The 19,663-nt window shown below is 51.8% G+C and carries 21 protein-coding genes; 3 read left to right on the forward strand and 18 right to left on the reverse strand.

What is annotated here, in order from left to right; translation table 11 throughout:
• Nucleotides 1-2 precede the first annotated feature (2 nt).
• Nucleotides 3-524 (reverse strand): hypothetical protein, encoded by a 522-nt coding sequence (locus tag BZG84_RS02670; RefSeq protein WP_077480931.1) that lies wholly within the window; start codon nucleotides 522-524, stop codon nucleotides 3-5.
• On the reverse strand, nucleotides 521-1,228 hold the full coding sequence (locus BZG84_RS02675) for an SURF1 family protein (protein WP_158011462.1): 708 nt from the start codon (nucleotides 1,226-1,228) through the stop codon (nucleotides 521-523). Before BZG84_RS02675 ends, BZG84_RS02670 begins: the two co-directional genes overlap by 4 nt.
• A gap of 45 nt (nucleotides 1,229-1,273) precedes the next feature.
• Here BZG84_RS02675 and BZG84_RS02680 point away from each other — a divergent pair, with 45 nt between their 5' ends.
• Entirely contained in the window at nucleotides 1,274-1,480 is a 207-nt protein-coding gene (locus BZG84_RS02680) for a DUF2909 family protein (RefSeq protein ID WP_077480935.1), read from the forward strand.
• Between the two features lies 1 nt (nucleotide 1,481).
• On the opposite strand, the gene BZG84_RS02685 is transcribed toward BZG84_RS02680, so the two are convergent.
• The 6 genes from BZG84_RS02685 to lexA all read right to left on the reverse strand — a co-directional run bounded on the left by BZG84_RS02685 (nucleotide 1,482) and on the right by lexA (nucleotide 7,387).
• Nucleotides 1,482-2,348, reverse strand: a complete 867-nt coding sequence (locus tag BZG84_RS02685) for a cytochrome c oxidase subunit 3 (RefSeq protein WP_077677969.1) — start codon at nucleotides 2,346-2,348, stop codon at nucleotides 1,482-1,484.
• Between the two features lie 10 nt (nucleotides 2,349-2,358).
• Nucleotides 2,359-2,886, reverse strand: a complete 528-nt coding sequence (locus BZG84_RS02690; protein WP_077480939.1) for a cytochrome c oxidase assembly protein — start codon at nucleotides 2,884-2,886, stop codon at nucleotides 2,359-2,361.
• Nucleotides 2,876-4,477, reverse strand: a complete 1,602-nt coding sequence (gene ctaD, locus BZG84_RS02695; RefSeq protein WP_077480941.1) for a cytochrome c oxidase subunit I — start codon at nucleotides 4,475-4,477, stop codon at nucleotides 2,876-2,878. The genes BZG84_RS02690 and ctaD overlap by 11 nt, the downstream gene beginning before the upstream one ends.
• Nucleotides 4,478-4,486: 9 nt before the next feature.
• Nucleotides 4,487-5,602, reverse strand: a complete 1,116-nt coding sequence (coxB, locus tag BZG84_RS02700) for a cytochrome c oxidase subunit II (RefSeq protein ID WP_077480943.1) — start codon at nucleotides 5,600-5,602, stop codon at nucleotides 4,487-4,489.
• Between the two features lie 241 nt (nucleotides 5,603-5,843).
• A complete protein-coding gene (locus tag BZG84_RS02705) occupies nucleotides 5,844-6,638 on the reverse strand; it encodes a class I SAM-dependent methyltransferase (protein ID WP_332254837.1) in 795 nt (264 codons plus the stop codon).
• A gap of 122 nt (nucleotides 6,639-6,760) precedes the next feature.
• A complete protein-coding gene (gene lexA / locus BZG84_RS02710) occupies nucleotides 6,761-7,387 on the reverse strand; it encodes a transcriptional repressor LexA (protein ID WP_069589035.1) in 627 nt (208 codons plus the stop codon).
• Nucleotides 7,388-7,590: 203 nt separating this feature from the next.
• On the opposite strand from lexA, the gene plsB reads away from it, so the two are divergent.
• Nucleotides 7,591-10,056, forward strand: coding sequence for a glycerol-3-phosphate 1-O-acyltransferase PlsB (plsB, locus tag BZG84_RS02715; RefSeq protein WP_077480945.1), 2,466 nt, complete (start codon nucleotides 7,591-7,593; stop codon nucleotides 10,054-10,056).
• 70 nt (nucleotides 10,057-10,126) lie between these two features.
• Here the strand turns inward: plsB and ubiA are convergent, their stop codons facing one another.
• Nucleotides 10,127-10,981: a 4-hydroxybenzoate octaprenyltransferase gene (ubiA, locus tag BZG84_RS02720; protein ID WP_077480946.1), complete on the reverse strand. Its 855-nt coding sequence runs from the start codon at nucleotides 10,979-10,981 to the stop codon at nucleotides 10,127-10,129.
• Nucleotides 10,978-11,520, reverse strand: a complete 543-nt coding sequence (locus tag BZG84_RS02725; RefSeq protein WP_077455005.1) for a chorismate lyase — start codon at nucleotides 11,518-11,520, stop codon at nucleotides 10,978-10,980. The genes ubiA and BZG84_RS02725 overlap by 4 nt, the downstream gene beginning before the upstream one ends.
• 158 nt (nucleotides 11,521-11,678) lie before the next feature.
• On the opposite strand from BZG84_RS02725, the gene BZG84_RS02730 reads away from it, so the two are divergent.
• The gene (locus BZG84_RS02730; protein WP_069589058.1) at nucleotides 11,679-12,098 is read left to right on the forward strand and encodes a flagellar basal body-associated protein FliL; all 420 of its coding nucleotides are present in this window, start codon (nucleotides 11,679-11,681) and stop codon (nucleotides 12,096-12,098) included.
• Nucleotides 12,099-12,112: 14 nt separating this feature from the next.
• On the opposite strand, the gene BZG84_RS02735 is transcribed toward BZG84_RS02730, so the two are convergent.
• From BZG84_RS02735 to ftsY, 8 genes are all read right to left on the reverse strand, one after another.
• Entirely contained in the window at nucleotides 12,113-12,904 is a 792-nt protein-coding gene (locus BZG84_RS02735; RefSeq protein ID WP_077480948.1) for a DeoR/GlpR family transcriptional regulator, read from the reverse strand.
• Between the two features lie 85 nt (nucleotides 12,905-12,989).
• On the reverse strand, nucleotides 12,990-14,351 hold the full coding sequence (gene glpT, locus BZG84_RS02740; RefSeq protein WP_077639818.1) for a glycerol-3-phosphate transporter: 1,362 nt from the start codon (nucleotides 14,349-14,351) through the stop codon (nucleotides 12,990-12,992).
• A gap of 233 nt (nucleotides 14,352-14,584) precedes the next feature.
• Nucleotides 14,585-15,415 carry a rhomboid family intramembrane serine protease GlpG gene (gene glpG, locus BZG84_RS02745; RefSeq protein ID WP_077639817.1) on the reverse strand — a complete coding sequence of 277 codons (831 nt, stop codon included), beginning with the start codon at nucleotides 15,413-15,415 and terminating at the stop codon, nucleotides 14,585-14,587.
• A gap of 15 nt (nucleotides 15,416-15,430) precedes the next feature.
• Nucleotides 15,431-15,763: a thiosulfate sulfurtransferase GlpE gene (gene glpE, locus BZG84_RS02750; protein ID WP_069589045.1), complete on the reverse strand. Its 333-nt coding sequence runs from the start codon at nucleotides 15,761-15,763 to the stop codon at nucleotides 15,431-15,433.
• Nucleotides 15,764-16,079: 316 nt separating this feature from the next.
• Nucleotides 16,080-16,943, reverse strand: coding sequence for an RNA polymerase sigma factor RpoH (rpoH, locus tag BZG84_RS02755; RefSeq protein ID WP_069589047.1), 864 nt, complete (start codon nucleotides 16,941-16,943; stop codon nucleotides 16,080-16,082).
• Nucleotides 16,944-17,063: 120 nt separating this feature from the next.
• The gene (ftsX, locus tag BZG84_RS02760) at nucleotides 17,064-18,008 is read right to left on the reverse strand and encodes a permease-like cell division protein FtsX (protein ID WP_077677970.1); all 945 of its coding nucleotides are present in this window, start codon (nucleotides 18,006-18,008) and stop codon (nucleotides 17,064-17,066) included.
• Nucleotides 18,001-18,669: a cell division ATP-binding protein FtsE gene (ftsE, locus tag BZG84_RS02765; RefSeq protein ID WP_069589049.1), complete on the reverse strand. Its 669-nt coding sequence runs from the start codon at nucleotides 18,667-18,669 to the stop codon at nucleotides 18,001-18,003. Before ftsE ends, ftsX begins: the two co-directional genes overlap by 8 nt.
• A 2-nt stretch (nucleotides 18,670-18,671) precedes the next feature.
• Nucleotides 18,672-19,487: a signal recognition particle-docking protein FtsY gene (ftsY, locus tag BZG84_RS02770; RefSeq protein ID WP_445177053.1), complete on the reverse strand. Its 816-nt coding sequence runs from the start codon at nucleotides 19,485-19,487 to the stop codon at nucleotides 18,672-18,674.
• Between the last annotated feature and the right edge of the window lie 176 nt (nucleotides 19,488-19,663).

Genomic DNA, 19,663 nt, shown 5'->3' on the forward strand with positions numbered 1-19,663 from the left:
AATCAGCCTACCTTCGACAATTTAAGGAGCCGTTTGAGATCGCGCAATAAGCCTTTGCCTTGCGCGACCCACTTGGTTTTATCGTCACTGACCGGATAGGCCAGCACCACATTATTCATCGGATCGCTTAGATAAATAGTATTTTTATCAAATGCTTGTTGCTGCCATGCCTGCGCCTGCTCTGTGGTCAGGGTTTGCCATGTCAGTACCTCCGGCGCTTTCGGGGCGGAGCGCGTCAGTGCCACGCTACTGACCCGATCGCGCTCTTTGCCGACCGCAATCGGAATTTGTGTTAACTGAAACAGGGCTTGCTCACACACCGAATCACATTGCTCTGGCACCCGATAAATCAACCGCCACTGGCCTTCCTTTGACAGCCAATTCAAGGTCGCCGGCTCAGCGAGAAACTGTCCGTAATTAGTGACCCCTTTTTCATACCAGCTTTGCTCCAGCACCAATTTCGCCACCACCACAGGTAGGACAAAAATGCCAATCAATGCTACGAGCGTTATGCGTCCTTTCACACCGCTTCCCTCTGTTTTGTTTTATACCACCAGATGCCCGCGCCAATACTGACCGCAAGCGCCATGAGTGCCCATTGCAAGGCATAGCCATAGTGTTTTACCGGTGGCATCACAACCGGCTGCCACACCGGCGTTATCCCCGCTTGCGCCAAGGCATCCTGACTCGGCGTGGTCACATCCATCAATGTTTCTGTCCGTATCAACCACTGCGTATTCAACGTTAGCAGTTGGGCGTTAAGTGCTTTCAAATCAATGCGCTGAACCCGAGCGGGCCAGGCGTGCGATGCCGTTTCTTCCTTGAGTACCACCCGCTCAGAGGGTGTATCAACAAAGCCAGACAGCTGGTAGCGCGATGCCAATGCAGGCACAGCCGGCAAGTGGCGCACTGCTGGCGCGGCCACCCAACCCAGTTCCACCAGCCACCACTGCGATGGCTGTTGGCTCGGCACAAAAGGAAGAAAGAGGCGATAGCCTACCCGGCCTTGGTGGGTCTGATTATCCAGCCACACGGCAAATTCAGGGCGAAACTGGCCGTCGAGCGCCAACCGTTGGCCTTTTCGCACCATGCCTGAAAGTGAGTTGGGGGCTTGATTGGCATCAAACTGTGCCAAGTGTTGGGCTTTTTGCACGCCACGCGTCCATTGCCAATGACTTAACTTGACGAGTAGCGCGACCACAACCACAGTCAATATCAGAAACCCCATTCGCCGTCCTTGTTTCATGATTACCTATTGCGCTAAGGAGCGCTTATGCTGGTCAAAGCTATTCTGATTTGTTTGCTGATCTTTATTTTGTTTAACTTATTTCGTGCCATTCCTATTTTGCTCAATGGCAATCGCTCCGTGCCTTTATCTCGCTTTTTGGGTCGTCGCGTTTTATTTTCCGTCTGTATCTTCTTATTGCTTTTATTGGCGCTCTCAATGGGCTGGATTACCCCCAACCCACGCCCCTATTGATCTATAAGATGTATACAAAAACGAACAAGCATAACCACACCACATCAACAAAGTGCCAATACCAAGCACTGGCTTGAAAACCAAAGTGTTGTGTCGGCGTGAAGTGGCCACGTAATACACGTAACCAAATCACAAACAACATGATGGTGCCTAATGTAACGTGTAGGCCATGAAAGCCAGTTAATAAATAAAAGGTGTTGCCATAGACCCCAGAGTCGAGACGTAGATCCATTTCTTGGTAAGCATGGATGTATTCTTCACCCTGAAAAAACATAAACAACGCCCCTAATAACACCGTGGCCAATAGGAAGCTTTTAATTCGCCCCCGTTGATTTTTCTCCATCGCGGTATGGGCAATATGGAGCGTTACAGAAGAGGTCAGGAGTATAAAGGTGTTTAACAGCGGTAACCCCATCGCGGGCATCGCGGTGGTTTCAATCCCGCCTGGGGTCAACGTGAGTGGCCACTGAGCGACGAAATCTGGCCACAATACCGCGGCCGTCATGGCATTGTTACTCGCACCGCCCAGCCAAGGGACGGCGATAAAGCGGGCATAGAAGAGCGCACCAAAAAAAGCCCCAAAAAACATTACCTCAGAGAAAATAAACCAACTCATTCCTTGGCGAAAAGAACGGTCCATTTGCGCCGAGTAAAGTCCTTGCATGGATTCGCGGATCACGTCGCGAAACCAGCCGGTGAGCATAATCAAAATAAGCACAGTGCCAGCCAGTAACAGCCAAGGACCGTTGCCACCAAATAAACCGCCCACCGTGGCACCTGCACCAGCGGCAATCAAAAACAGCGCCACCGCACCCACAATCGGCCAGATACTCGCCGCAGGGACATAATAACGTTCAGGCGTCGCCATGAGCGCCTCCTTATTCCTTGGCGCTGGCGGTCACATCAAACAAGGTGTAGGCCAGCGTTAAGTGGTTAATGTCATCCGGCAGCTCAGGATCCACGTAAAACACGAGGGGCAAAGCCGCATCCTCGCCACGCGGTAAAGGCTGACGGTTAAAACAAAAGCATTCAATTTTGTTCAAGTATTGCGCGGCTATCCCGGGTGAGACCGAAGGCACCGCTTGGCCGATGGTGTCATAGCGCGCATTGTTGGTGGCTAGGTAGTTGATGGTATGGGTTTCACCGGGATGCACCTGCATACGTTTAACTTGGGGCTCGAACGTCCAGCGCATTCCCGGGTTGATGTAGGCAATAAATTCAACGGTCACCAAGCGATCTTGGTCAATGCCCGCACTGGATGCGGCGGCCTCATTATCGGTTTTGCCGTTTATCCCAGTAACGTCACAGAACACGTCATACAAAGGCACTAAGGCAAACGCAAAGCCAAACATCGCGACTGCGAGCAGCAGTAAGCGGCGCACCGAGCGCGCAGACTCAGTGGCCATCGCGCACCTCCTTCAGATCTGGCGGTGTCTCAAAGGTGTGATACGGTGCGGGCGATGGCACTGTCCACTCCAGCCCTTCGGCACCCTCCCACGGCTTCGCCGCAGCAGGCTCACCGCCACGCGCGCATTTGATCACCACCGCGAGGAAAATAAGTTGCGACAAGCCAAAGGCAAAGCCACCGATACTGACAATGGCGTTCACGTCCGCAAATTGCAGGGCATAATCGGGGATCCGGCGCGGCATCCCCGCCAGTCCCAGAAAGTGCATGGGGAAGAAAAGCACATTGACCGAAATCACCGAACACCAAAAGTGCCACTTGGCCAAGGTTTCATTAAACATATGGCCGGTCCACTTGGGGAGCCAGTAGTAAGCCGCGGCCATAATCGAGAACACCGCCCCCGAAACCAGCACATAGTGGAAGTGCGCCACCACAAAATAGGTATCATGATACTGAAAATCGACCGGGGTGATCGCCAGCATCAAGCCCGAAAATCCGCCGATGGTGAACAGCACAATAAAGGCAATCGCAAACAACATGGGCACTTCAAAGGTTAACGAGCCCCGCCACATGGTGGCGACCCAGTTGAAGACCTTCACCCCAGTCGGCACCGAGATCAGCATGGTGCAGAACATGAAAAACAATTCGGCAAATACCGGCATCCCGGTGGTGAACATATGGTGCGCCCATACCAAAAAGCTTAACCCCGCAATCGAGGCGGTGGCATACACCATCGAGCTATAGCCGAACAGGCGCTTGCGTGAAAACGCAGGGACAATGGCCGAGATAATGCCAAAGCTTGGCAAAATCATGATGTAGACCTCGGGGTGACCAAAGAACCAGAAAATATGCTGGAACATCACAGGGTCGCCGCCCCCCGCGGCATCAAAAAAGCTAGTGCCAAAGTATTTATCGGTCAGCACCATGGTGGCGGCCCCTGCCAATACCGGCATCACCGCAATCAACAAAAAGGCCGTGATCAGCCAAGTCCAAACAAACAGCGGCATTTTCATGTAGGTCATGCCCGGCGCACGCATATTGGTGATGGTGACAATCACATTGATGGCGCCCATGATTGAGCTGATCCCCATGATATGCAGGGCAAACACAAACAGGCCGGTACTGTCTGGGCTATAAGTGGTCGACAGCGGCGCGTAAAACGTCCAGCCAAAGTTAGGGCCGCCGCCTTCCATAAACAAGGAGCCAATAAGCAGTAAGAACGCGAACGGCAGGATCCAAAAGCTCCAGTTATTCATCCGTGGCAGCGCCATGTCCGGCGCTCCTATCATCATTGGCACCATCCAGTTAGCCAAACCGGTAAACGCGGGCATCACCGCGCCAAACACCATGATCAGGCCGTGTACTGTGGTCATTTGGTTGAAAAAGTTAGGCTCAACCAGTTGCAAGCCGGGCTGAAAAAGCTCAGCACGAATAACCATCGCCATCGCCCCACCCAGTAAAAACATGGTGAAGCTGAAAATCAGATACATGGAGCCAATATCTTTGTGGTTGGTGGTCAACACCCAACGCATGATCCCACGCGGTTTATGGTGATGATCGTCATGCAAGGTATCTGGGGTAGTATCTGTCATCACGCGCTCCTAAAGATCTTCACCTGACTTCACCGCGTTGATTTGCGCAGCTTGTACGGTATCACCGGTGTCATTGCCCCACGCATTGCGCTCATAGGTCACCACCGCCGCCAATTCTTTGAGCGACAATTGCGGACCAAACGCTTGCATGGCGGTACCTGCTTTGCCGTTGACAACAATATCAATATGGTCGACCAATCTATCCGGCTGAATGGCAATCTCAGCGCCGGCCAACGCGGGGAACACGCCCGGCATCCCTTGTCCTTCGCTTTGGTGACACATGCCACAGCGGCTGTCGTACACCTGTTTGCCTAGCGCCATTAGCTCATCCATCGGCATTTCCATGTCCAGCAAGCGTTGCTCTTCTTCGCGCGCTTTCTGCTGTGCTAGGGCCGTTTTTTGCACCCAAGCATCAAATTCCTCTTGGGGCTTGGCGATCACCACAATCGGCATAAAGCCGTGGTCTTTACCGCACAGCTCTGCACATTGGCCGCGATAAATGCCGGGCTTATCAATTTTGGTCCACGCCTCATTAATAAAACCGGGGTTAGCATCTTTCTTCACCGCAAAGGCAGGCACCCACCACGAATGAATCACATCTTGCGAAGTAATCAAAAAGCGCACCTTACGCCCGACTGGCAACACCAGAGGCTGATCGACCTCGAGTAAATAGGTGTCACGCTTTTGTCTCTCATTGCGGATTTGTTCGGGGCTTGAGGCAAGCAGAGAAAAAAAGGCAACATCATGGTCAAAATAGCGGTAATGCCACTTCCATTGCGAGCCCGTTACCTGCACTGTGAGGTCCGGCTCGGTGGTGTCTTCCATATCGAGTAGCACTTGGGTGGCCGGAATCGCCATACCCACCAAAATCAAAAACGGCACGAGCGTCCACGCAATTTCTACCTTGGTACTTTCATGAAATGAGGCAGGGTTTGCGCCTTTGGATTTACGGTGACGGATGATGGCCCAAAACATCACCCCAAACACCAGCACGCCAATTGCAACGCAGATATAAAAGATGGTCATGTGCAGGTCATACACCTGCTGACTGATGGCCGTGACCCCTTGGGTGAGGTTCCAACCTTCTCGTTCTGCAGCATGCACACCCACTGCAGGAAGGAGCATTGTCCCTATCAAAAGTAGTAATCGGCGCCTCAACACGGCTTCCTCCTGCCTCACTCATGATTGACGCTGGCGAGAATACGCACAGATACAATCACTAACGATAGTTAACGTTTTATTTACAATTAAGTTAGGCAAGGATGGCGAAAAGGACAAAAAATCGAGGCGAAAAAGATCATAAAGCCAGACACGTGCCCACCTTGTGTGAGCACGACGGCAGAAAAGCGATAGCGCGAAAGAAAAGTTATAACTCGAGATGAAGGACAACAGGCGTGAAGCGCAGACGATAGCGTGGCATGGCCGCTAATGCACGTTGCCATAACCGCCAACGGGGACAGGGTTTATCGAGCGGTGATTTTTCTTCTACGCGGCACGCCCACGGCAACGCGTTCACGATCGCCATTCTCGGATCGGCAAAACCATGTTGGTATTGTTCGCAGCCCAACTTTTGTCCCATGCGGGTATGACATTTGTCCCCCGCCAGCACTAAGCATGCCTCCATTTGCGGAAAATGGCGGCTGATATGATGGCAAAAGGCTGAAATTTCGCGGTTACTGCACTCTAGTAAGGCTTGGTCACAAATTAGCATGGTTGGGTGACCAGCAGGTACCGCTAATTGATCCAGCCAATCAAGCTGCTTGACCGAGCCTTGCACCATCCGAAACCGTTCACTGGTATGAAAGAGTCGCTCACGCCAGAGTAAGGTTTCGTCGACATCTACCTCTAGCCAACGGCAACGGCCATTGTCGAGACGGTAAAAACGGGTATCGAGTCCGCCCCCCACGTTAATAATCCACGCGGTGGGATGCTGGGCTAAGAATTGTTTTACAATCGCGTCACATTGACTGGTAAGCGTGGCATAAAGCAGCTGGGTTTGATCCAGGTTTTGCCAATCACATTCGGGCTGGAGAACACACCCCTGACAGGCTGCAGCCGCCACCGGATCGTAAATCACCCCATCATCGGTAAGGCTCTCACGACTGCGCAGCCACATCGGCTTAAATAGCTTGCTAGGAACAGAATGCTGTTGAGTACGCACGGACACCTCCACATACGATAATTATAGATGATAATAATTATCGTTTGCCTGAGCAATAATGCAAAGGTGTTTTTTTAACCGCGGTCAAATCATGGGCGAGCGACGCCCGTGCCAGAAACCTATTACATCCAATCAGCGTTACGGATCACACCCACAGCCACGCCTTCAATGGTCAGTGATTGTGCGGTTAAATCCACCGAGATCGGCATAAATTCGTCATTTTCAGCGTGCAATACCACTTGCGCGCCTTTTTTCTCAAGACGCTTCACGGTCACATCGTCATCAACGCGAGCGACAACGACTTGGCCGTTGTGCACATCTTGGGTCTTGTGCACCGCCAGTAAATCGCCATCTAGGATACCGATGTCTTTCATGCTCATGCCATTGACGCGTAATAAAAAGTCAGCGCGCGGTTTGAACAAGGCAGGGTCAACTTGGTAATGACTTTCGACATGCTCTTGCGCCAATATCGGCTCACCAGCCGCCACGCGACCAATCAGCGGCAAACCTTGATCTTCTGGGGCGACCACTTCTTCTTCGCAAATCAAACGAATGCCTCGTGACGCGCCGGGAATAATCTCCAGCACTCCTTTACGGGCTAAGGCTTTTAGATGCTCTTCCGCCGCGTTCGCGGAACGAAAACCCAACTGACGAGCAATCTCGGCACGGGTCGGCGGCATCCCTGTCTCTTCGATATGGGCTTTGATTAAATCAAAAACCTGCTGTTGTCTCGCGGTTAACGGCTTCATGCTCTTACCTGTCTTTTTATACAGTTAACTGTGAGTATATCCAGTAATTAAATGCTTGAAAAGGCCTAATTCGCGCAGCGAGAAGCGGATCTCATTGTGGCTTGAAACGGTGGGTTAGCGTAATTTCCCGACCTTTCGTTGCGAGTTCGCCGTACTTTTCTGCTATCCTTGGCGCGCATTTTGATTTTGAGGCGCTAACCGTTATGGCTCTCTGGCAAAAACTTTATTATAAGCTATTGAATTTGCCGCTCTCTGCATGGGTAAAAACCCACTGTATTCCATCCGAACCTATTGAGCAGCTCAACCTATCGTTAACACGGCCCATCGTCTATGTGCTGCCGTTTCACTCCCACACGGATTTACTGACCCTTAGGCGAACCTGTTTGCGTCAAGGGCTGCCTGATCCGTTAAAACCCCTCACCATTGGGGATACTACCTTGCCGCGCTACGTGTTTATTAGCCACGGCCGCAAGGTATTTAGTGGTCAGCAAGATTTACCGGCCCGCTCGTTGGCGCATTTTAAAGATTTACTTAACCTTCATCGCCAAGACAGTGAGCTAGATATTCAGCTCGTCCCCGCCTCGGTGCTGTGGCAACGGGATCCGGGTAACGAAACGCAGCGTGATCAAGCGATTTTGCGCGCCATGAATGGCCCTGAGAAACTGTGGACCATTCTGACCCGTGGCCGTGATGGTATGGTGCGTATCAGCCAAGCGGTATCGCTACGCTATATGGCCGACAAGCACGGCACCGACCAAGCGATCGCGCATAAACTCGCGCGGGTGGCGATGATCCACTTCTCGCGCCAAAAACTCGCTGCCTCGGGACCTCGCCTCCCGAATCGCGCCTTGCTCTTTAAGCGTCTGCTGGCCTCGAAAGCGATCGATAAAGTGGTTCATGATGAAGCGCAAAGCCGCAATGTCTCGGTTGAGAAAGTGCGCAAAGAAGCGGTCGATATGATGGAAGAGATCGCCGCTAACTTCTCCTATCGCTTGATTCGCTATAGTGATCGCCTGCTAACTTGGTTGTGGAACAAGCTATACCAAGGCATCAACGTCAACAACGCCGAGCGCGTGCGTCAGTTGGCGCAAGACGGCCATGAAATTGTCTATGTGCCCTGCCACCGCTCACACATGGACTACTTGTTGCTATCGTATGTGCTGTACAAAGAAGGACTGGTACCGCCGCATATTGCCGCCGGCGTCAACCTCAACTTCTTCCCGGCTGGACCCTTATTCCGCCGTGGTGGCGCCTTCTTTATTCGTCGCAGCTTTAAAGGCAACCGCCTGTATTCCACCGTTTTCCGTGAATACCTGGCAGAGTTATTTGCCCGCGGCTATTCGGTCGAGTACTTCTCCGAGGGCGGCCGCTCACGCACAGGCCGCTTGCTACCGGCGAAAACGGGGATGCTTGCCATGACCTTGCAAGCCATGCTTCGCGGTCAACAACGCCCAATCACCTTGGTGCCCGTCTATATTGGCTACGAGCACGTGATGGAGGTCAGCACCTACGCCAAAGAGCTGCAAGGCCAACGCAAAGAGAAAGAAAGCTTTGGTCAAGTGGTAGGCATTGTGCGCAAGCTGCGTAACTACGGACTGGGGTACGTCAACTTTGGCGAGCCTATTCCACTGAACCAACACCTAAACGACAAGGTGCCGGACTGGCATGATTACATCAATCCGATCGAGCCGCAGAAACCCGCTTGGATGAACCCAGTGGTCAATGACTTGGCTGAAAAAGTGATGACTCGGATTAACGATGCGGCCGCCACTAATGCTCTGACTCTTTGTGCCACCGCGCTGCTGGCCTCCCGTCAACGCGCCTTAAGCCGCGAGGCATTGGAGACCCAACTGGCGGTGTATCAACAGCTGCTTACACAAGCGCCGTATTCGGCCTGTTGCAGTGTGCCGCAAGACAGTCCCGCGGACTTAGTCGACCATGCTTTGTCACTGAATAAGTTTGTGGTCGAGAAAGACACCATGGGCGATGTGATCTCGCTGAACCGTCAGCAAGCGATTTTGATGACCTATTATCGCAACAACGTGATCCATTTGGTGGCGCTGCCTTCATTGATTGCGCAGATCCTGATCACCCACAAAACCATCAGCCAAAGTGGCTTACGCGCCTGCGTGCAGCAGCTTTATCCGCTGCTCAAAGCCGAGCTGTTTATGAGTTTTGACCAAGCCAGCTTAGATAGCTACTTTGATGCGCTATTGCATGCCATGCAGGCACAGTCGCTGATTTGTTGTAACGACGATAAAGTGACCATGAACAATGCCAAGCTGGGTGAGTTGCAATTGCTGGGGCGTACCATCGTCGAAACCTTGCAACGCTATGCAATTACGTTGACCTTGTATACCCACCAGCCGCATATTGAAAAGCGTGATCTGGAAAAACACAGCCAAATGTTGGCACAGCGTTTAAGCCGCCTACACGGGATCAACGCGCCGGAGTTTTTTGATAAAGGCGTGTTCAGTACCTTTGTGGATACGCTCCGTGAGCAAGGCTATCTCGATGACGATGCTAAAGCTAATGCTGAGCGCATCCAAGCACTGAATGATTTGGTATGCGGGCTGATTTCACCGGAAGTCCAGCTCACCATTCAGGCAGTGCTGAACCAGCCACTGACGGGCCGAGCAGAAAACACCGAGTCCGACAGCGGGCAATAAGCATCCGATATTGATGCACTAAAAAAGGCGCATGATGCGCCTTTTTTTATGTGTCAGGGTCAGTGATTACTTAAAGGTATACGCCCGCTAAGACGCCCAGAAAAATCACTAAACCCACATAGTTATTGTTCATAAACGCCTGAAAGCAAGGCATTCTTTCTCGATCACGCACTAAATACTGCTGGTAAACAAACAACGCGAACGCGGCCAGCAAGCTCCAATGAAATCCTGCCGATAGGGACAGCCAATTCCCCACCAACATCAGCAGTAACAGTGTCGATAATTGCAAACCACCAATCGCCGCTTTGTCCCAACGGCCAAATAAAATGGCGGTCGATTTCACCCCGATCTTCAAATCATCATCTCGGTCGACCATGGCATAAAGGGTGTCGTAGGCAATGATCCAACAGTTATTTGCCATAAACAAAAGCCATGCAACGGGAGGAATGGTGTCTTGCACGGCGGCAAATCCCATCGGGATCCCCCAACTAAACGCCAGCCCCAATACCAATTGAGGAAGATGGGTATAACGCTTCATAAAGGGATAGACAAACGCCAAGGCGACGCCGACAAAGGACAGTTGAATGGTCAACAGGTTTTGCGTTAATACCAGCGCAAACGAGGCGAGAACCAAGCCAAAAAATAGCGCGAGCGCCTCTTTTTCGCTAATACGTCCAGACGGCAGTGGCCTATCCTTAGTGCGTTTAACATGGCCATCAAAATGACGGTCCGCATAGTCATTAATCACGCATCCGGCGGCACGCATCATGTATACGCCCAATACAAAAACCGCCAGCACATCGAAGGGTGGTAGACCGTCGGCAGCCAAAAATAAGGCCCACAAGGTTGGCCATAAAAATAATAAGGTCCCAATCGGGCGGTCAAGGCGGGCCAGTTGAGCCAGCGCCACTAACTTAGGGCTCATGCGGGGATCTCCTTTCCGTACATGGGCGAATCAGGTAAAAACAATTCCGCCACCAACATCGGACGGTTATGCAGCCAAAGCCGCGAGCGACGCGCTTGAAGTCCACCCGTTGGCATCGCTACTTCCGCCACTTCAATAGCATCACGGCGCGATGCGCGCTGTTTAAAAACATGCTGACCTAACGGCACGGCGCCTAGGGCGTTCAAGTAACCGCCTTGCCCTTCAAGCGTGGAAGCGGGCAACAGCGTGCGTCCACAAACCCATGCGTGGCCGTCTCCCTTTAAGATCACTTCACGCACCACGCACGCCTCGTGACCGATTAATGCCACTTCGTCCGTGGTCAGTTTATCCGGCGTCAGTTGATACACATTGACCACATCCACATCAAAGCGCTGACAGTGGCGCTTGAGTCGAGCCGTCATCGAATGCGATTCGAGTAACCAACTCCCATGTTGAGAGCGTTTTAACGCGGCGATATCTGGTCGTTCCCAGCGCGCTTGTTTCAGCGCCGCCAAATAGGTTTGATTTAAATCCGACATTGTTTCCTGTGCCACATCGCGCAAAATTCGCCCGCTTCATCCCCTCGGTGGCTTACAATATTGCTATACTCGGCTGGCAATTGTAGCAAGCCAGTCCCGATTGGAGAATGCAGGGCGGCCTAACCCTATCATATGAGCAACTGAATTGCTGGGTGGATATGAGAAAGATTCAAACCTTATGGATGGCCTTAGTCGGCCTATTATTACTGACCAGCTCGGCCGTGTTCGCTGAAGCAGAGGGTGACGGACAAGCGCCCAAATACAGCTACTTTTCCCTAGAGCCTGAAATCACCACCAACTATGTCACTGAGGGGAGCCGGCTCGGCTTTATCAATGTCAAAGTGGAGCTGATGGTCGATGACCCGAAACTGGTGCGTGAGCTGGAATATCATGCGCCGCTGATCCGTGATGCCATCATCGAGACCTTGAGTCAGCAAACCGTCACCAAGATAAAATCGCTATCCGGTCGAGAAGCAATCCGTAAAGCCTGCCTGGAGCGCGTCAATGAGCTCTTATTAGCAGAAACCAATCGACGCATTCTCGCCGATCTCTTGTTTACCAAGTACCTATACCAATAGGCGATCGTTATCCGCTACGCGGATAACGCATCTTGCTCAGCATCGCTGGGCACCACTTCAAGGTGGCCACCTTGCGCTAACAGCATGTCGCGCACATTGCTCGGTGGCTCGGCATCGGTAAAGACCATATCGAGTTGGGTAATGTTGCCAAGATTCACCATGGCATTACGACCAAACTTGGTATGGTCGGCAGCCAGCATCACACAGCGGCTGTTATCTAGAATCGCTTTTTTGACACGTACCTCGTGGTAGTCAAAATCGAGCAGCGACCCATCATCATCAATGCCACTGATCCCCAAAATGCCGAAGTCGAGGCGGAACTGGGAGATAAAATCGAGGGTGGCTTCACCCACAATACCCCCGTCACGGTTGCGCACTTCGCCCCCAGCAATAATCAGGGTGAAATCCTGCTTGGGCATTAAGATAGCAGCGGCATTTAAGTTATTGGTCACCACCCGTAAGTTATGGTGATTGAGTAACGCGCGCGCGACCGCCTCCGGTGTGGTGCCGATATCAATAAACAAGGTCGCGCCATCCGGAATGTGCTTCACCAAAGCTTGAGCAATGGTGTCTTTTTCGTGCTGCTGCAAGACCTTACGCGTTGCATACGCGGTGTTTTCCGAACTCGACGGTACTGTCGCCCCACCGTGATGGCGGCGAATGTGGTTCTCTGCGGCCAATTCATTGAGATCGCGTCGAATCGTTTGCGGGCTGACATTGAAGCGCTCAACCAAGTCTTCCGTGCTCACGTATCCTTGTGACTTAACCAGATCAATGATTTGCTGATGACGTTTGTTTTGCTTCACTGCATCTCCCCTTACAAAAAGCCCCCGCGGTCACGGGGGCTTTCTAGTTTACTCATTGCCTATGGGCAATGCCAAGACTGATTGTTTAGGCAGCATGTGCCGGTGACTCACGACGCACGCGGCTCTCACCTACCCATGCTAAGCATAGGAAGAAAATCGCCAAGATACAGCCGCCGGTAAGGAGCATAAAGCCACCGTCCCAACCAAAGTGATCCACGGTATAACCCAATGCAATATTGGCCACTACGGCACCACCGAGGTAACCGAATAGTCCAGTTAAACCTGCCGCCGTACCGGCCGCTTTTTTCGGTGCAAGCTCAAGCGCATACAAGCCGATCAGCATCACCGGACCATAAATCAAGAAGCCAATCGCCACCAGCGCGACCATATCGACGCCCGGATTGCCCGCAGGGTTAAACCAATAGACCAATACCGCCAAGGTGACTAAGACCATGAACAGTACACCCGCTGGCGCACGTGCTCCTTTAAAGAACTTATCTGACATCCAACCACACAGCAGTGTGCCCGGGATCCCCGCCCACTCGTAGAGGAAGTAAGCCCATGAGGACTTATCGACGGTAAAGCCTTTGGCTTCATCCAGATACACAGGCGCCCAGTCCAATACGCCATAGCGAATCAAATAGACAAAGGCGTTAGCAATCGCGATGTACCACAAAAGACGGTTTTTCAGTACATACGTCACGAAGATATCTTTGGCGGTCATTTCCTTCTCAAAGGCTTCTTCGTCGTAGTTTTCTGGATAGTCGTTTTTGTATTCTTCAATCGGTGGCAAACCACATGATTGCGGGGTATCGCGTAGGGTTAACCAGATGAATACCGCGACCAAGGCTGCAAAAAACGCCGGGACATAGAAAGAGGCACGCCAGTCGTCATTGAACAGCCACAGGCCAAGCAAGAATAGCGGACCAATCAAGCCGCCCCCCACGTTATGCGCCACGTTCCAAACAGATACCAGCTCACCACGCTCGCGGCGTGACCACCAGTGCACCATGGTACGCCCGCAAGCCGGCCAGCCCATGCCTTGCACCCAACCGTTAATAAACAGCAGGATAAACATGATGGTAATACTGCTGGTTGCCCACGGCATAAAGCCAAAGCAGAACATCACCAACGATGACATTAACAGGCCAGCACTCAAGAAGTAGCGAGGGTTAGAGCGGTCAGACACGCTGCCCATGAGAAATTTAGACAGACCGTAAGCGATCGAGACAGCAGCTAATGCAAAGCCAAGATCGCCGCGGCTAAAACCATATTCTTCAATAAGAAATGGCATCGCCAAGCTGAAGTTTTTACGCACTAGGTAGTAACCGGCATAACCGATAAAAATACCAATAAACAATTGCCAACGCAGTCGGGTGTAGGTTGAGCCGACTTGCGATTCTGGCAATCTTTGCCGGTGAGGTGCCGGACGAAAGATTCCAAACATGAGAGGGTTCCTCAGTAAGATGTACGCGATGGATAGGTAAAAGGGTTACAAATCAAAAGAGTGAGCATTGAAATATTCGAATACGCTCAACGGGTGGAATATTTACTCAAAATGAAAACAAAAACCGTGAATCCGAACATAAATTATCGATCTAGAACAATAAAAATGTGTGTTCGAATAAAAAAAGAGCAGTAATCTGCTCTTTTTCGTTTGCGTTTGTTTGACGGACAATGTTAGGCCGCGCGTTTGGCATCCCAAAGGCCGAGTAAGCAACCGACGCCTAAACCAAACACGTGCGCCATATTGGCGATATTCATGCCCAGTGGTTGGAAGAACCCAATCACTAACCATGCCAACATAAACACGACATACGGTTTCTCAATGGTTAACCCGCGCTCGGGGGCGAGCCACGTTAACCACCATAAATAGCCTAAGAGCGCGTAAACCACACCGGATAAGCCGCCAAAATAAGGCCCTTCCAGCCAATATTGCCCCAGACCGGAGAAAAGGGCGGCAAAGAGGAAAATCTGCATCAGCTTGCTGCCACCAGCCCGTTGCTCGATACGTCCCCCAAGTACCCACCACCACAATAAGTTAAAGACGATGTGTAGCGCCGAGAAATGAAGCAAGGCGTGACTAAACAACCGCCACAATTGCCAGCGCTGCTCGCTATCAGCGGGAAACAGCAAGCTGCGCACGACGACCTCAAATCCGCCTAAGATCATCATGGCAAACAAGGCGGCACACGCGATCATCACGGTAATCGTCACTGGACCAGACTTGTCTTTCACCGTTTGCCATAACCCTGCGGAGGGATAATGAAACCGAGCGTGACGGGTTTCCGCTACCTGCCAAGACGCAGCCTGATAGCGGCTATGCATAGGCTCCGCCACAAAACGGGCCAGTTCTTGTTCAACCCAGGCGGCTTGGCTGTCATCGACCAGCCATAACGCCACTTGGGCATCCGCTTCCGGTGCCAGCTCAATCGCCACCTTATGCGCTGCTGCATAATCGACAAATGCCTGCGCTAGCCGTGCGTTAGGCAGTACCGCCATTTTTTGCATAGAGGCTCCTTGCGCCTATTCCAGTCCCGACTCAGTTGGCAAGGCCTGACGATGCCAAGCCTCAAAGCCACCATCGACACTGTAGACAGACTCGAACCCTTGGTTAATTAAATACTGTGCCGCCCCTTGGCTGCTAATGCCGTGGTAGCACATCACCAGTACGGGTTGATCAAAATCGACCTGATCCATAAAGGCGACCAAGGTGTCGTTGGTTAAGTGAAAGGCACCTTGAGAGTGCGCCACTTGAAAGGTTTGTGGATCGCGAATATCCACTAATACTGCATTTTGCTGATCATCACGCAGCATTTCCCACGCATCGGTCACAGAGATATGAGCAAACTGATCCATACCTAATTCCACTCCACTCACAGAGTTATTCCCAAAGTTATGTAGCACGATGCTATCGCGCCGCTCGTTATAAACGGCATTGTACCTGAGTTTAGGCCGCCTCGCTTGTTAGACAGGTTAAGTCATGGTCATTTATTGATCGTCTGTGGAAAAAGGTGTGGATTGCGTTGATAAGCGAAGATCGTCGAATAGGATCCACTAGATATAGATCTGATCATGGATAAGCTGTGAATAAGTTACGTGAAACTTTCTAACTCCGATGATCAACAGATATAAAAAAACCGGCCCGCGGGCCGGTTTATTCGCATGGATAGCGCTATAGGGCGTCACCCATGGCATGTTTCAGTTTCTTCATCGCATTTTTTTCAAGCTGGCGAATCCGCTCAGCCGAGACTTGGTAATGATCCGCCAAATCTTGCAACGTGGCCTTGTCATCATCCAACCAACGTGCGCGAACAATGTGTTGGCTTCGCTCATCCAATGCAGCCAGTGCATGGGCAAGACGACGGTTCGCGTGCGATTCCCAGTTTTCCGCCTCTAGCGAGGCCGCCACATCAGAGCTCTTGTCTTCTAAGTAGTAGACTGGAGCCATGGCGGCGCCATCACGCTCATCATCGGCGTTTGCTGGGGCTTCGAAGGTCGCATCTTGCGCGGCGAGACGTGCTTCCATCTCGCGGACTTCTGCTGCATCAACACCAAGTTGCTCCGCCACCATGTTCACTTCATCGTTGTTAAACCACCCCAAGCGCTTTTTGTTTTTGCGCAGGTTAAAGAACAGCTTACGCTGTGCTTTGGTGGTTGCCACTTTAACGATACGCCAGTTACGCAGCACGTACTCGTGAATTTCGGCTTTGATCCAGTGCACCGCAAAGGAGACAAGGCGAACGCCGACTTCTGGGTTAAAGCGTTTGACCGCTTTCATCAAGCCGATGTTACCCTCTTGCACTAAATCTGCCATGGGTAAGCCGTATCCGGTGTATCCACGGGCGATATGAACAACAAAACGCAAGTGTGAGAGGATCAGCGATTTCGCTGCCTCAAGATCACCATGGTAATGGAGACGCTCGGCCAACGCATGCTCCTCTTCGGCAGTGAGCATGGGGTGGCTATTCACCGCCTGCAGGTAACTGTCTAAGTTATCCTGTGCGATGGGGGCCAGTGCGTACATCTCTTTTGTCATTCAAACCTCGTTTCCGAATCGTCGAAGACCGAATTGCTGATTAAGCATGCAAAAATATACCCAAGCGGGGTAAAACTGCAAGCCCTGTTGTGTGTCTCGTGCTCTATGACCGCAATAAGTCTACACAGGTTCAATTTCTTTTAGATGACGACGTGTCGCCAACACCGCGGCCAACACCCCTAATAAGGTGGACACCATCAACAATAGCAAAGATTCATCCCAACCAAGTCCGGTGAGCGTAAAGCGATTGTCATAAAGCTGTGCCAATTGACTGACCGCCGCATCCATTAAAAACGTATTTAATGCGGTAATCACCCATGCTAACACCGCCGCCAATCCGCCTAACCAAGCGCCCATGTAGAGATAGGGACGCAAAATAAAGCTGTCGGTTGCCCCCACCATCTTCATCACTTGAATACGGGATTGATGATGGAGCACCTGTAACCTCAGGGTATTGCCGACCACTAGCAGCACCGCTGCCAGCATCAGCCCCGAGAACAACCAAGCCAAGGTGATAGCGATGTGCTTGATCGCTTCCAGTCTGGCTAGCCAATCGCTGTCGAGACGTACCTCTTCGACACCATCCAATGCAATAAGCTTCGCCGATAACCCTTGCGCCACTTGGCTGAGCGCAACCTGTGTGCCGCTGTCAGAGGCAGACACATCAACGCGCGGCACGACCACTAACACCGCCGGAAGCGGGTTGTTGTCGAGCAAGCTGACGGCTTGCTCAAAGCCACGTTGGACACGCAAAGTATCGAGCCCTTGTGAGGGCGAAATATAGGTCACACTGGCCACATCGGACCAACCGCGAATATCGCTAGCAAGGGCTTGCGATTGTGCCTCGGTCTGCGCTTTATCAAGATAGACACTCAACTCCGCCGGGTTGTGCCATTGGTCGGTCACTGCTAAGACATTTTTAGCCAGTAAGTAGAAAGTGACTGGCAAGGACAGGGCCACTGCCAGTACCGTCAGGGTGAGCAAATTCCCAACCGGACGTTGAAAGAGATCTTGCCATGCTGCGCGGGCGTGTCGGCGCTGGGTTTGTACAAAGCCTTCAGCCATGACGTACCTCCGCCAAGCTGCCTTGGTTTAGTTCAAAACGGCGCAAATGGCGATATTGTTCAAGCAAGGACGTATCATGGGTCGCCATTAAAATGGTGACGCCCACTTGGTTGAACAAACGAAATAGCTCCATGATTTGCGCCGATAATGCAGCATCCAAATTACCGGTTGGCTCATCGGCCAGCAGCACTTGGGGACGATTCACCACCGCACGGGCAATGCCGACACGTTGCTGTTCACCCCCTGACAACTGAATAGGATAACAACGCGCTTTATCCAGTAAGCCGACTTTATCCAGCGCCGCCGAAACCCGTTTTTTGATCTCGTTGTCAGACTGTTGCTCAATGCGCAAAGGGAGCGCGACGTTTTCATACACAGTCGCGTCCATCAATAGCTTGTGATCTTGAAAGATGATCCCTAAATGACGGCGCAAAAAGGGAACATCTTGACGAGGGATCCGAGAAATATCATGACCATTGAAAAAAATCTGCCCATCACTGGGCCGCTCAATGGCACAAATCAGCTTCAGCAAGGTGCTCTTGCCCGCGCCAGAGTGGCCGGTAAGCAGCGCCATATCACCCTTAGGCAAGTCAAAATTCACTTTTTGCAGTGCTTGGCGGCCGCCTCGATAGGCTTTACTGACCTGCTGAAACTGGATCACGGTTACTCCTCCCGGCTAAATAAGGCCTCGATAAAGTCATTGGCATTGAAGGTGCGAAGATCCTCAATGCCTTCGCCTACCCCAATATAGCGGATGGGAATATTAAATTGTTCAGCCACGGCAAAAATGACGCCACCTTTGGCGGTCCCGTCCAATTTTGTGAGGGTAATACCGGTTAGCGGCGCAATGTCATTAAACAGTTTCGCTTGGCTGATCGCGTTTTGTCCGGTGCCAGCATCAAGGGTCAGCATCACTTCATGCGGCGCGCCAACATCCAGTTTTTGCATTACACGCACAATTTTACGCAGCTCTTCCATCAAGTTGGCTTTGTTTTGCAAGCGTCCCGCGGTGTCGGCAATTACCACATCCACATTACGGGCTTTCGCCGCCTCAATCGCATCATAAAGCACAGAGGCACTGTCAGCGCCGGTGTGCTGGGCAATCACAGGCACTTGATTACGCTCGCCCCAAGCCTGAAGTTGCTCGACAGCCGCAGCGCGGAAGGTGTCACCAGCAGCTAGCATCACCGATTTGCCTTGGTCTTGGAATTGACGCGCCATCTTACCAATGGTGGTGGTTTTGCCCACCCCGTTCACGCCAACCATTAAGATCACATAAGGCTTTTGATCGCTAATCACCAGCGGCTGTTCAACTTTTTCCAGCATCTGCGCCATTTCTTGTTTGAGAATGCCATACAGGGCTTCCCCATCTTTCAGATCGCGACGGCTAGCTTTATCGGTCAGGTTATCAATGATTTTGGTGGTTGCTTCCATACCCACATCGGCAATCAGCAACTGTTCTTCAAGCTCTTCGAACAATTCATCATCGATCTTTTTGCCACTAAATAGGCCAAAGAACCCAGACCCTAAGTTGGTCTTGGTTTTTTGTAAGCCACGTTTTAGGCGGGCAAAGAAGCCTTCGCGCTGCGGTTTTTCCCGCTCGCGAATCGCAGTAGATTGTGAGTGTGAGTGTGAGTGTGAGTCTGGCTCTGGCT

The organism is Salinivibrio sp. PR932 (genome assembly GCF_001996125.1).
GTDB classification, from domain to species: domain Bacteria; phylum Pseudomonadota; class Gammaproteobacteria; order Enterobacterales; family Vibrionaceae; genus Salinivibrio; species Salinivibrio proteolyticus.

Coding starts and splice junctions, on each gene's coding strand:
- BZG84_RS02675 (WP_158011462.1), bottom strand. CDS start 1,228: ATGGGGTTTCTGATATTGACTGTGGTTGTGGTCGCGCTACTCGTCAAG.
- BZG84_RS02680 (WP_077480935.1), top strand. CDS start 1,274: ATGCTGGTCAAAGCTATTCTGATTTGTTTGCTGATCTTTATTTTGTTT.
- BZG84_RS02685 (WP_077677969.1), bottom strand. CDS start 2,348: ATGGCGACGCCTGAACGTTATTATGTCCCTGCGGCGAGTATCTGGCCG.
- BZG84_RS02690 (WP_077480939.1), bottom strand. CDS start 2,886: ATGGCCACTGAGTCTGCGCGCTCGGTGCGCCGCTTACTGCTGCTCGCA.
- ctaD (WP_077480941.1), bottom strand. CDS start 4,477: ATGACAGATACTACCCCAGATACCTTGCATGACGATCATCACCATAAA.
- coxB (WP_077480943.1), bottom strand. CDS start 5,602: ATGCTCCTTCCTGCAGTGGGTGTGCATGCTGCAGAACGAGAAGGTTGG.
- lexA (WP_069589035.1), bottom strand. CDS start 7,387: ATGAAGCCGTTAACCGCGAGACAACAGCAGGTTTTTGATTTAATCAAA.
- plsB (WP_077480945.1), top strand. CDS start 7,591: ATGGCTCTCTGGCAAAAACTTTATTATAAGCTATTGAATTTGCCGCTC.
- ubiA (WP_077480946.1), bottom strand. CDS start 10,981: ATGAGCCCTAAGTTAGTGGCGCTGGCTCAACTGGCCCGCCTTGACCGC.
- BZG84_RS02725 (WP_077455005.1), bottom strand. CDS start 11,520: ATGTCGGATTTAAATCAAACCTATTTGGCGGCGCTGAAACAAGCGCGC.
- BZG84_RS02730 (WP_069589058.1), top strand. CDS start 11,679: ATGAGAAAGATTCAAACCTTATGGATGGCCTTAGTCGGCCTATTATTA.
- glpT (WP_077639818.1), bottom strand. CDS start 14,351: ATGTTTGGAATCTTTCGTCCGGCACCTCACCGGCAAAGATTGCCAGAA.
- glpG (WP_077639817.1), bottom strand. CDS start 15,415: ATGCAAAAAATGGCGGTACTGCCTAACGCACGGCTAGCGCAGGCATTT.
- glpE (WP_069589045.1), bottom strand. CDS start 15,763: ATGGATCAGTTTGCTCATATCTCTGTGACCGATGCGTGGGAAATGCTG.
- rpoH (WP_069589047.1), bottom strand. CDS start 16,943: ATGACAAAAGAGATGTACGCACTGGCCCCCATCGCACAGGATAACTTA.
- ftsX (WP_077677970.1), bottom strand. CDS start 18,008: ATGGCTGAAGGCTTTGTACAAACCCAGCGCCGACACGCCCGCGCAGCA.